The organism is Mycobacterium sp., from assembly GCF_049278535.1.
Classification (GTDB): domain Bacteria; phylum Actinomycetota; class Actinomycetes; order Mycobacteriales; family Mycobacteriaceae; genus Mycobacterium.
Window position 1 is genome coordinate 1 of the sequence record NZ_JBAPMI010000312.1, and the last position, 10,997, is coordinate 10,997.

The 10,997-nt window shown below is 66.3% G+C and carries 12 protein-coding genes; all 12 read left to right on the forward strand.

From position 1 onward, the window contains the following. Nucleotides 1–41: 41 nt before the first annotated feature. Entirely contained in the window at nt 42–1,835 is a 1,794-nt protein-coding gene (locus tag WAO18_RS20730) for a nickel-dependent hydrogenase large subunit (RefSeq protein ID WP_422208110.1), read from the forward strand. A 3-nt stretch (nt 1,836–1,838) separates the two neighbouring features. Then, complete coding sequence (locus WAO18_RS20735; RefSeq protein ID WP_422208111.1) at nt 1,839–2,783, forward strand: NifU family protein; 945 nt, start codon at nt 1,839–1,841, stop codon at nt 2,781–2,783. Continuing rightward, complete coding sequence (locus WAO18_RS20740) at nt 2,780–3,403, forward strand: DUF5947 family protein (RefSeq protein ID WP_422208112.1); 624 nt, start codon at nt 2,780–2,782, stop codon at nt 3,401–3,403. Before WAO18_RS20735 ends, WAO18_RS20740 begins: the two co-directional genes overlap by 4 nt. After that, entirely contained in the window at nt 3,403–4,065 is a 663-nt protein-coding gene (locus WAO18_RS20745; RefSeq protein WP_422208113.1) for a DUF6084 family protein, read from the forward strand. Before WAO18_RS20740 ends, WAO18_RS20745 begins: the two co-directional genes overlap by 1 nt. Beyond that, complete coding sequence (locus tag WAO18_RS20750; RefSeq protein WP_422208114.1) at nt 4,062–5,405, forward strand: hypothetical protein; 1,344 nt, start codon at nt 4,062–4,064, stop codon at nt 5,403–5,405. The genes WAO18_RS20745 and WAO18_RS20750 overlap by 4 nt, the downstream gene beginning before the upstream one ends. Next, the gene (locus WAO18_RS20755) at nt 5,393–5,512 is read left to right on the forward strand and encodes a DUF6893 family small protein (protein ID WP_422208115.1); all 120 of its coding nucleotides are present in this window, start codon (nt 5,393–5,395) and stop codon (nt 5,510–5,512) included. The genes WAO18_RS20750 and WAO18_RS20755 overlap by 13 nt, the downstream gene beginning before the upstream one ends. A gap of 17 nt (nt 5,513–5,529) precedes the next feature. Continuing rightward, nucleotides 5,530–6,030, forward strand: a complete 501-nt coding sequence (locus WAO18_RS20760) for a hydrogenase maturation protease (RefSeq protein WP_422208121.1) — start codon at nt 5,530–5,532, stop codon at nt 6,028–6,030. Nucleotides 6,031–6,033: 3 nt separating this feature from the next. Then, nucleotides 6,034–6,279: a HypC/HybG/HupF family hydrogenase formation chaperone gene (locus WAO18_RS20765; protein WP_422208116.1), complete on the forward strand. Its 246-nt coding sequence runs from the start codon at nt 6,034–6,036 to the stop codon at nt 6,277–6,279. Next, on the forward strand, nt 6,272–8,608 hold the full coding sequence (gene hypF, locus WAO18_RS20770; RefSeq protein ID WP_422208117.1) for a carbamoyltransferase HypF: 2,337 nt from the start codon (nt 6,272–6,274) through the stop codon (nt 8,606–8,608). Before WAO18_RS20765 ends, hypF begins: the two co-directional genes overlap by 8 nt. Next, nucleotides 8,605–9,342 carry a HypC/HybG/HupF family hydrogenase formation chaperone gene (locus tag WAO18_RS20775; protein ID WP_422208118.1) on the forward strand — a complete coding sequence of 246 codons (738 nt, stop codon included), beginning with the start codon at nt 8,605–8,607 and terminating at the stop codon, nt 9,340–9,342. The genes hypF and WAO18_RS20775 overlap by 4 nt, the downstream gene beginning before the upstream one ends. Beyond that, a complete protein-coding gene (locus tag WAO18_RS20780; RefSeq protein ID WP_422208119.1) occupies nt 9,339–10,013 on the forward strand; it encodes a D-sedoheptulose-7-phosphate isomerase in 675 nt (224 codons plus the stop codon). Before WAO18_RS20775 ends, WAO18_RS20780 begins: the two co-directional genes overlap by 4 nt. Continuing rightward, a partial coding sequence (hypE, locus tag WAO18_RS20785) for a hydrogenase expression/formation protein HypE (RefSeq protein ID WP_422208120.1) occupies nt 10,010–10,997 on the forward strand: 988 nt, incomplete at its 3' end. The genes WAO18_RS20780 and hypE, both read left to right, overlap by 4 nt.

Below are 10,997 nucleotides of genomic sequence, written 5' to 3' on the forward strand. Positions count from 1 at the left end.
GCTCAAGACCGGTTTCACGAAGACCTGGTGAGGGGAATCCAATGACTGCCACGCAAGCGAGGAAGACCTCCACCAAGGACACCGACGTCGTCGAGATGTCGTGGGACCCGATCACCCGGATCGTCGGGAGTCTCGGGATCTACGCCTCCATCGACTTCAAGCAGAAGGAGGTCCGCGAGTGCCACAGCACCTCGTCGATCTTCCGCGGCTACTCGATCTTCATGAAGGGCAAGGATCCCCGCGACGCCCACTTCATCACCAGCCGCATCTGCGGCATCTGCGGCGACAACCACGCCACGTGTTCGTGCTACACACAGAACATGGCCTACGGCGTCAAGCCGCCGCATCTGGGTGAGTGGATCGTCAACCTCGGTGAGGCCGCGGAATACATGTTCGACCACAACATCTTCCAGGAGAACCTGGTCGGCGTGGACTTCTGCGAGAAGATGGTCTCCGAGACCAACCCGGGTGTGCTGGCCAAAGCCGAGAACACCCCGGCTCCGCACGCCGGCGAACACGGGTACAAGAGCATTGCCGACATCATGCGCTCGCTGAACCCGTTCAGCGGCGAGTTCTACCGCGAGGCACTACAAGTCAGCCGGTATACGCGAGAGATGTTCTGCCTCATGGAAGGCCGCCACGTACACCCGTCCACGCTGTATCCCGGCGGCGTCGGTACCGTCGCGACCATTCAGCTGATGACCGACTACATCACGCGGCTAATGCGCTACGTCGAGTTCATGAAGAAGGTCGTGCCCATGCACGACGACCTCTTCGACTTCTTCTACGAGGCCATGCCCGGTTACGAAAAGGTCGGCCTGCGCCGCACCCTGCTGGGGTGTTGGGGTTCTTTCCAAGACCCCGACGTGTGCAACTTCGAGTACAAGGACATGGAGCGCTGGGGCAACGCCATGTTCGTCACCCCGGGCGTGGTCGTCGACGGCAAGCTGGTGACCCACTCGCTGGTCGACATCAACCTTGGCATCCGAATCCTTTTGGGCAGCTCGTATTACGACGACTGGAACGAACAGGAGATGTTCGTCAAGACCGACCCGCTGGGCAATCCGGTCGACCGGCGCCATCCGTGGAACCAGCACACCAACCCGCACCCGCAGAAACGGGACATGGACGGCGGCAAATACAGCTGGGTGATGTCTCCGCGTTGGTTCGACGGCAAGGATCATCTGGCTCTGGACACCGGTGGCGGTCCGCTGGCCCGGCTGTGGTCGACCGCGCTGGCCGGCCTGGTCGACATCGGCTACGTCAAGGCGACCGGCCATTCCGTGCAGATCAACCTGCCCAAGACCGTCCTGAAAGGTCCGGTTGAATTCGAGTGGAAGATCCCGCAGCACGGGTCCAACACCATCGAGCGGGACCGGGCCAGGACCTACTTCCAGGCCTATGCGGCAGCGTGCGCGTTGCACTTCGCCGAAAAGGCGCTCGTCGAAATTCGGGCCGGTCGAACCAAGACCTGGGAGAAGTTCGACGTGCCCAAGGAGGGAATCGGCTGCGGCTTCACCGAGGCGGTGCGCGGAGTCTTGAGCCACCACATGGTGATCCGGGACGGCAAGATCGCCAATTACCACCCGTACCCGCCCACCCCGTGGAATGCCAACCCGCGCGACAGCTTTGGCACGCCAGGCCCCTACGAGGACGCGGTGCAAGGACAGCCGATCTTCGAGGAGAACGACCGGGAGCACTTCAAGGGCATCGACATCATGCGCACGGTGCGCAGCTTCGACCCCTGCCTGCCTTGTGGTGTGCACATGTACCTGGGCAAGGGCAAGACGCTGGAGCGGCTGCACTCACCGACGCAAGCAGCGACCGGGGAGTGATGTATGGCTGATCGCCCGGAGGAGTTGGAGGGGGACGCGCAGTGGCGCTCGGCGGGCGATCGGATCCAGACGCTGTTGGATGCGACGTCGGCCGGCGGCACGGTGGCGCGCGAGCGCGCCGAGCAGTTGGTTCGCGAAGTAGTCGAGCTCTACGGCGCAGGCTTGACGCGGATCATGGCGGCAGTCGGCGATCGAGCGGATTCCGGCTTGCTGAACCGTTTGGTCGCCGACGACTTGGTGGCCAGCCTGCTGCTCGTCCACGGTTTGCACCCGCACGACCTGCGTCGCCGGGTTGCCGACGCGCTCGACCGGGTCCGACCGTATCTGGGCTCACACGGCGGCGACGTACATCTGCTCGACATCGTCGGCGACGCCGTGCAGCTTCAGTTCGCCGGTAGCTGCAAGAGTTGCCCGTCGTCGGCGGTGACGCTGGAGCTGGCGGTTGAGGATGCGATTCGTGCTGCGGCACCGGAGGTTTCGTCGATTGAGGTGGTGACCCCCGAAGCCGCGCCAGCCGAGTCAACGACGGTGATTCCGGCGGAATCACTGTTGGCTCAGGTCCATTCCAGGGCCCACGCCAACGGCGGCGCCTCGGCGGCGTGGCATCCGGTGCCCGACCTGGCCAATCTGGCGCCCGGCGAGGTCGGCGGCTTCTCAGTGGCCGGCGCCGTTGTGCTGGCCTGCCGGGTTGGCGACCAGCTGTACACCTATCGCGACTACTGCCCGGCCTGTGATGGATCCTTGGCCGGCGCGGCGTTGCACCGACGGGCCACGACCGCCGAGCCGGTGCTGCGATGTCCGCGCTGCCACGCGCATTTCGACGTCGTGCACGCCGGATTGGGCCTCGACGATGGCGCGGACCGCCATCTCGATCCCGTCCCGCTGCTGTTGCGCGACGGGGTGCTGTCCGTCGCGGTACCGGCCGAGCCGATGGGCGCGCCGGCATGACCACTCCATATGACGTCTTAAGCCGAATCACCAGCAACCCGCGGACACCGCAACCTGCCGGGGAGCGGTGTGAAATGTGCTCAGAGAGCATCGCCGACGAGCATCAGCACGTGGTGAATGTGCCTGGACGGCAACTCATGTGCGTGTGCCGCGGCTGCTACCTGCTGTTCACCGACAGCCACGCGCAACTGCGCTACCGCTCCGTTCCCGACCGGTACCTGTCTTTTCCCGACTTCGCGCTTGATCGTCGCACCTGGGAACTGCTGCAGATCCCGGTCGGCCTCGCGTTCTTCTTCCGCAACTCGGCACTCGATCGCACCGTCGCGTTCTATCCGGGACCGGCGGGGGCAACCGAATCCGATCTGGACCTCGAGGCCTGGACCGCGATCAACTCAGCCGACCCCCGGGTAGGCTTGCTCGCCGACGACGTCGAGGCGCTGCTTGTGCGAGTCCGCGAGGACGAACAGCCCGATTGCTATCTGGTTCCCATCGACGCCTGCTACGAGTTCATCGGCGGGCTGCGAATGCTGTGGCGTGGCTTCGACGGTGGGCAAGAGGCGCGCGAATTCATCGATGCGTTCTTCGGTCAGCTGGCCTCCCGTAGCACGGAGCAACGCTGATGACGGGCCCCACCGTCCAGGCCACCGGCTTGACATTCACAGTCCGCGACGTGGTTCCCGAGCCCTACGCGGCAGTGCCGATATTGGCCGCGCGCATCAGTGTTTCGGCGCCGGACGACGAGCCCGTGCACGCCATCGCACTGCGCTGCCAGGTCCGCATCGAACCTTTGCGACGCGGCTACTCCGACGACGAAGCGGCCGGGCTGATCGATTTGTTCGGGCCACGAGAACGCTGGGCCACCACCCAGCGCACCTTCCTGTGGCAGCACTGCACGGCGATGGTGCCGGCATTCGTCGGCACCAACGAGATCACGCTGCCCCTGGAGTGCACCTACGATTTCGAGGTCGCGGCCGCCAAGTACCTGCACGCGCTGCGCGAGGGCGCCGTTCCCCTGCAATTCCTGTTCAGCGGGACCGTATTCACAGCCGGTCAACGCGGTTTCTCCGTTCAGCAAGTGTCATGGGACTGCGAGGACCACTACGACATGCCGGTAACGGTGTGGCAGGAACTCATCCGGTTGCACTACCCGAACACCGGGTGGGTACGGCTGTCTCACGATGCGGTAGCCGCGTTGGCCGCCTACAAGTCGGCGCGCGGCCTGTTGAGCGTCGAGGACGCGGTCACGACGCTGCTCAGCGCGGCGCATCAGGAGGCGCGATGACCGCGGATTGGGACCGGGCCCGGGCCGTCGCCGACGCCGTCCTGTACGAGGGCTACCTGCTCTACCCGTACCGCGCGACCTCGAGCAGGAACCGATCACGTTGGCAGTGGGGCGTTTTGGGCCCTGCGGGCGCGGCCGACGCCGGGATCGGCGAAGAGGACACCATCGCAGCACAGTTCCTCGTCGACGGAGCGCAAGCCATCAACCTGGTGGTTCGCTTCCTGCAACTGCAGCACCGCCGTGTCGAACGCGACATCGGTGGCGGCCGTTTCGAAACCGTGGACGAGCTGATCACGCCGGCGGGTTCGTGGCTGACCTGGGACGAAGCGATCGAGTGCGAAACATCGTTCGGCCCGTTCGCGATTGACGATCCCGACCAGCCGTGGTCACTGCCGCTGACCGCCGCTCCGGCAACCGACGTCGAAACGGTCGAGGGCGGTCGGCTGGTCCGGACCCGGCGTCAGGTGAGCGCCGCGTTGACCGTGAGCTTCGAGCCAGACGGCACACTACATCGGGTTTCGGTACGGGTCACCAACACCGGTGCTGCTGCGATGGACAAGGACGATGCGATAGCGCGTTCCCTGATCGGCACCCACATCATCGCGGAAGTCGTTGGGGGCGAGCTTGTCTCGCTCCTCGAACCGTCACCGCCCGCTACCGAGGCGGTGTCCCGATGCAGTCAGCATCGCTGTTTTCCGGTGCTGGCCGGCCCGCCCGGCGCCGCCGATCTGCTGCTGATCTCGCCGATCATCCTCTATGACCACCCCGAGGTCGCCGAACAGAGCGAGACCGCGCTCTACGACTGCACCGAGATCGACGAGATCCTGACGCTGCGCGTGATGACGATGACGGACCAGGAGAAGGCACAGGCCCGGGCCACCGATCCGCTCGCCGCGCAGATCATCGACAGCTGTGACTCGATGTCGCCCGAAGCCATGGCGCGTCTGCATGGAGCCCTGCGGGATCCGCGGGAGGCCGTTGGCCTGATTCCGGAGGTGCCTGACGGCGTGGATTGGTGGGATCCGCTGGCCGACAACGCGGTCCAGCCTGACTTGGATGCTGTGCTGGTGAACGGTGTCCGGGTTGCGCGAGGCAGTCGGGTGCTGCTGCATCCGGGGCGTCGAGCCGACGCACAGGACCTGTTCTTCGCGGGCAAGACAGCTCGTGTCACCACCGTGCACGAAGACGTCGACGGCAATCAGCACGTCGGGGTCGTCGTCGAGGACGATCCGGCGGCCGACCTGCACGAGTGGTACGGCCGCTACCTGTACTTCTCCCCCGACGAAGTCGAACCGCTCGAAACCACCACCACTGAAAGGAATTCAACATGGAGATCCTAGGATGGGTGTTTATCGGCCTCCTGTCGTTGTTCGTACTGACCGGAGTCGTGATAGGGCTGGTGTCACTCCCAGACGCCCGGCGGTACCTCAAGATCCGGCACATGTAGCGTCGCCGGACGGTCCTATTCCAGTGCGCATTCTGGTGGCCGGCATCGGCAATATCTTCCTCGGCGACGACGGGTTCGGCTCCGAGGTAGTCCGGCACGTCCCAGTCCCGCAGGACGATTCGGGCATGCGGCTCGTCGACTACGGCATCGGGGGCATGCACCTGGCCTACGACCTACTCAACGACTGGGATGCGCTGGTCCTCGTCGACGCGGTACCCAATCGCGGCAGCCCGGGCACTCTGCACATCTTCGAGGCCGACCATGAATCACCTTCGGCCACAGCCGCTCTGGATGCCCACAGCATGGATCCCGCGGCAGTGTTCAACAGCCTGAAGGCACTCGGCGGCACCCCCCCCTACACGGTCGTCGTCGGCTGCGAAGTGGGGAGCGTCGACGAGGGCATCGGTCTGAGCGAGGCCGTCGCGGGTGCGGTGCCACGGGCCATCGACGCCGTCAAGGAAGTCGTCGCGGGTCTGCGGGCTCGATCGCCGGCGGTGTCGGTGGAAGGGCAGGGCTGACCGATGTGTCTGGGCATACCGGGCCAGGTGGTCAGCATGCTGGATGGTTACGAGGGGCAACTCGCCCTTGTCGACGTCGCCGGAAAGCAACGCAAGGTCAATGTCGGCATGTTGCCGGAGGAGACCTTTGCACCTGGTGATTGGGTGATCATTCACATGGGGTTCGTCGTCGAGAAGACCGACCGGGCCGGCGCCGAGCAGGCAATGACAGGTCTGGAGCTGATGGGCCGGGGCCGCGACGATGACTGACACGCTGCTGCACATCGATACCGTCCGGCAACGGTTCACCGTGACCGGTGTCGTTCAGGGGGTCGGGTTCCGCCCGTTCGTCCACCGGATCGCGACCGAGCTCGGGCTAGCGGGGTTCGTCGGCAACGATTCGGGCGCGGTCTTCCTCGAAGTGCAGGGACCCGCCGCGCGCATCGACGAATTCCGTCGTCGGCTGCACGCGGAGGTGCCGCCGCTGGCAGCGATCAACGCTGTCCAGGTCGTCGATGTCGATGCTGACATGCTGTGCGACAGCGGCTTTCGTATCGCCGAAAGCCAATCGGTCGCCGGCACCACCACCCCGATTCCACCCGACATCGCCGTCTGCGACGACTGTATCGCCGAGCTGTTCGACCCGAGCGACCGTCGTTATCGGCATCCCTTCGTGACTTGCACCAACTGCGGTCCCCGGTTCACCATCATCCGTGGCCTGCCGTACGACCGACCGGCCACCACCATGGCGGCGTTCGCGATGTGCGAGCGCTGCGCCGCGGAGTACCACGACCCGGCCGACCGCCGCTTCCACGCCCAGCCGATCGCTTGCCCGGACTGCGGGCCGTCGCTGTGGTTCGCCGCGCATGCCGAGCGGGTAGCCGGATCCGATGCCGCGCTGGGCGCCACCCAGCGGGCATTGGCCGCGAGCGCCGTGGTCGCGATCAAAGGCGTCGGCGGCTATCACCTGGCTTGCCGGCCCGACGACGAGGCCGCGGTCATTGCGCTACGGACCCGTAAGGCGCGGGGCGCCAAGCCGTTCGCCGTGCTGGTGGCCGATCTCGATGTTGCGCGCCGCTATGCACACATCGACGACACCGAGGCCGCGGTGCTCTCGAGTCCCGCCCGGCCCATCGTGCTGTTGCGGCGTCGCCGCGACGCGCCGCTCGCCGCCGCCGTCGCGCCCGGCAGCCCGCTGGTCGGGCTGATGCTGCCGTATTCGCCGATCCATCATCTGCTACTCGCGCCGGTCCCGGGTGTCGATGCAACGACACCCGATGCCTTGGTGCTGACCAGCGCCAACCGTTCCGATGATCCCATCTGCTTCACCGAAGATGATGCTGCGCAACGTCTCCCACCACTATGTGACGCCGTGCTCGACCACGACCGGCCGATCCATGTGCCGTGCGACGACTCGGTGGTGCGGGTGGTGGACGATCGCGAACTGCCGATCCGCCGGTCCCGCGGCTACGCGCCGCTGCCTGTCGACCTCGGCCGCGACGGCCCAGCGGTGCTGGCGGTCGGTGGCGAACTCAAGAACACCTTCTGCCTCACCGACGGTGCTTGCGCATACTTGTCCGGGCACATCGGTGACATGGAGACACTGGAAACCCTTCGGGCATTCGAACGCGCGGTGGGCCAGCTCAGTGAAATCCGGCATGAGCCGGTGCGATTGGCCGCCGACCTGCACCCCGGGTATCACACCCGCAGTTGGGCGGAGCGCCGTGCCGGCGATCGACCACTGGATCTGATTCAGCACCATCATGCGCACGTGGTGTCACTGCTGGCCGAGCACGGACGTCTCGGTGAGCCCGTGATCGGTGTTTCGTTTGACGGCACCGGCTACGGCTGCGATGAAACAATCTGGGGCGGCGAGATTCTCAGACTCGGGAGTGACAGTCACCGGTGCACCCGGGTGGGCCACCTGTTGCCGGTGCCACTGCCGGGCGGTGACGCCGCGGTGCGCAATCCGTGGCGGATGGCGCTGTCTCAGTTGTGGATGGCCGGAATCGACTGGACACCGGAATTGCCTCCGGTCACTGCGCCGACGCCGGCCGAACTGCGGCTCACCCGTTCGCAATTGGAATCCGGCACCGGGTGTGTGCCGTGCTCGAGCATGGGCCGTCTCTTCGACGCCGTCGCATCCCTGCTGGGAGTGCGGCAGCGAATCGATTACGAAGGCCAGGCCGCTATCGAGCTCGAGGCACTCGCCGATTCGATTGGTGACACCACGGGACCGGAGCTGAGACTTGCGGTCCGCCCCGACGGGGTGATCGACCCCGCCGGCATGCTCAGGGCGATCGTGTCGGCCCTGCGCGCAGGTGTGTCACCGGCGCTGCTGGCTGCCGAGTTCCACCGGGCGGTCGCGGTCGCCGTCACCGAGGTGGTGCGACTGGTCGCCGGCCCGGTGCGGTTGGTGGGACTCACCGGTGGGGTGTTCCAGAATGTGTTGCTGCTGCGCGGGTGCCGACAACGCTTACAGCAGGCGAGATTCGAAGTGCTGACCCATTACACCGTGCCGCCCAACGACGGCGGACTGGCGCTGGGTCAGGCCGCGATCTCCGTGCTGACCGCGCTGGAACAGGCTGAGATGCGATGACCACAACGGCGATTGATCGCGGGCTTGGCGCCGAGCTGGCCGCCGATTTGGCCGCGGCCGCCTTCACGCTGGCCAAGCGGTTCGCGGCGGGCGCGACGATGTGGTCCATCGCACCGTCGTGCGAGCCGCATGCGCTGCACATCGCGGTCGAGTTCGTGCATCCGGTGATCATGGGCAAGCGGGCGCTGCCGGCCGTTGCCCTGACCGGTCCGAACCTGATCGATCTGGTGCGGGTGTCGGTTCGGCCCGGCGACCTCGTAGTCGGTGTGGGCGCCGCCGCCGACCCCGACCTGCGTTCGGTGATGCGACGCAGTCCGGCCTGGGGTGCCACCACGCTCTGGATCGGCAGCGGTGAACGGCCCGTGGCGGGTATTGCCGATCACGTGCTGTGGCTCGACGACCCCGATCCGCGCGTCCCGGCGACGGGCGGCTTCGTGCTGTTCTATCACCTGCTGTGGGAACTCACCCACGTCTGCTTCGAGCACTCGGGGCTGCTCAAACCCGAATGCGCAGAACTGGGAGCACCTCCCGCTCGCGGGGGAGTTTGCGTCACATGCAGTGACGAGGGACGCCTGGGTGAGGTGGTGTCGCCGTCGGCCGACGGGATGGCCGCGGTGCGCACCGCGCGCGGCATCGAGAACGTGGCGACGGCGCTGATCGACCCGGTCGCCGCCGGCGAACTGGTGCTGGTGCACGCCGGGACCGCGATCAGCCGCATCGAGGAGGACACGTGACCCGCCCCGGCGAGGAGCCCACCAACTTCCTGTACCCGTTCATCGATGCGCAGGAGGACGACCCGCAGTCGCTGCTCGCCGATCTCGCCGCGTCAGCGCAGGCAAAGGCCGCCGAGAGTCTGGCGCTGCGGCGCACCACGCTGGAAGCCAATGCCGACCTGCTGGACCAGGCCGCTACCGAGATGGCCCGCCGCTTCGCGGCCGGCGGACGGATGTTCACCTTCGGAAACGGCGGCAGCTGCACCGATTCCACCACCTTGGCCACACTGTTCTCCCGCCCGCCGGCCGGAAAGCCGTTACCCGCTTGGTCATTGACCGCCGATCAGGCGATTGTGACCGCGCTGGGTAACGATGTCGGGTTCGAGCTGGTGTTCGCCCGCCAGTTGATCGCCCGCGCGAAGGCCGGTGACATCGCGATCGCGATGTCGACCAGCGGCAATTCACCCAACCTGCTGACCGCGCTGGCCGAGGCACGACAACGTGGTTTGTACACGGTCGGTTTCGCCGGATACGACGGTGGCGCCTTCACGGGCAATCCAAACGTGGATGCCTGCTTCATCGTTCGCTCGCAAAGCGTGCATCGGATTCAGGAATCTCAAGCGCTGCTGGGCTATCAGCTGTGGTTGGCCACCCAGCAACGCTCCGGCGATCGAGGATTGGGGGCAGCATGAGCAAGTCAGCGGGCGACTATCTGTCGTCGGGGCCACGGTTCGCCGAGGGCGAGGTGATCGAGCGAATCGAAACTTTCCGCAGGCGCCGGCCCAGGCTGCTCGACGACCACGTGAACCTGGCGCACGGCGCGGGCGGAAAGGCTTCGGCCGCGTTGGTCGACGCGGTGTTTGTGGAGGCGTTCCGCAATCCGCTGCTGGAGTCACTCGGCGACGGCGCGGTTATCCAGCTGCCCGGCGGTGAGCGGCTGGCGATGTCGACCGATTCGTTTGTTGTGCAGCCCCGGCGTTTTCCCGGCGGCTCCATCGGTGCGCTAGCGGTACACGGCACCTGCAACGACGTCGCGATGTCGGGCGCGGTGCCGTCCTGGATCTCGGCGGCGTTCGTGTTGGAAGAGGGTTTTCCAATCGCTGAGCTGAAGGAGATCGTCGCCGACATGGCCGCCGCGGCAGCCGACGCGGGTGTGCAGATTGTCACCGGCGATACCAAGGTGGTGCCCAAGGGCGCCGCCGACGGCATGTTCGTCACCACCACCGGGACCGGTGTCATTCCCACGGGGAGAACGCTTTCGGCCACGTCGGTACGCGCGGGTGACAAGGTGCTGCTGTCGGGTTCGATGGGCGATCACGGCATGGCGGTGATGCTGGCCCGGGGCGACCTGGCCATCGAAGCCGACATCCATTCCGACACGGCGAGCCTGAGCCCGCTGGTTGAGCTGCTGATGGCAGCCGCGCCATCCACCCGCTGGCTGCGGGACGCCACCCGGGGCGGGGTCGGCACCGTCTGTAACGAATTGGCTCAAGCCTGCGGGCTGGGTGTGCTGCTCGAAGAGGAGCGACTGCCGGTGCGGCCCATGGTCAATGGCGCGTGCGAGCTGCTTGGCATCGATCCGCTCTACGTCGCCAACGAGGGCAAGTTCGTCGCCGTCGTCGCACCCGAAGAGGCCGACGCCGGACTGGCCGCGTTGCGGTCGCACCCGCTGGGCA

Bases quoted from the DNA above. Each gene is read 5' to 3' on its own strand.
- WAO18_RS20730 (WP_422208110.1), top strand. From the start codon at position 42: ATGACTGCCACGCAAGCGAGGAAGACCTCCACCAAGGACACCGACGTC.
- WAO18_RS20735 (WP_422208111.1), top strand. From the start codon at position 1,839: ATGGCTGATCGCCCGGAGGAGTTGGAGGGGGACGCGCAGTGGCGCTCG.
- WAO18_RS20740 (WP_422208112.1), top strand. From the start codon at position 2,780: ATGACCACTCCATATGACGTCTTAAGCCGAATCACCAGCAACCCGCGG.
- WAO18_RS20745 (WP_422208113.1), top strand. From the start codon at position 3,403: ATGACGGGCCCCACCGTCCAGGCCACCGGCTTGACATTCACAGTCCGC.
- WAO18_RS20750 (WP_422208114.1), top strand. From the start codon at position 4,062: ATGACCGCGGATTGGGACCGGGCCCGGGCCGTCGCCGACGCCGTCCTG.
- WAO18_RS20755 (WP_422208115.1), top strand. From the start codon at position 5,393: ATGGAGATCCTAGGATGGGTGTTTATCGGCCTCCTGTCGTTGTTCGTA.
- WAO18_RS20765 (WP_422208116.1), top strand. From the start codon at position 6,034: ATGTGTCTGGGCATACCGGGCCAGGTGGTCAGCATGCTGGATGGTTAC.
- hypF (WP_422208117.1), top strand. From the start codon at position 6,272: ATGACTGACACGCTGCTGCACATCGATACCGTCCGGCAACGGTTCACC.
- WAO18_RS20775 (WP_422208118.1), top strand. From the start codon at position 8,605: ATGACCACAACGGCGATTGATCGCGGGCTTGGCGCCGAGCTGGCCGCC.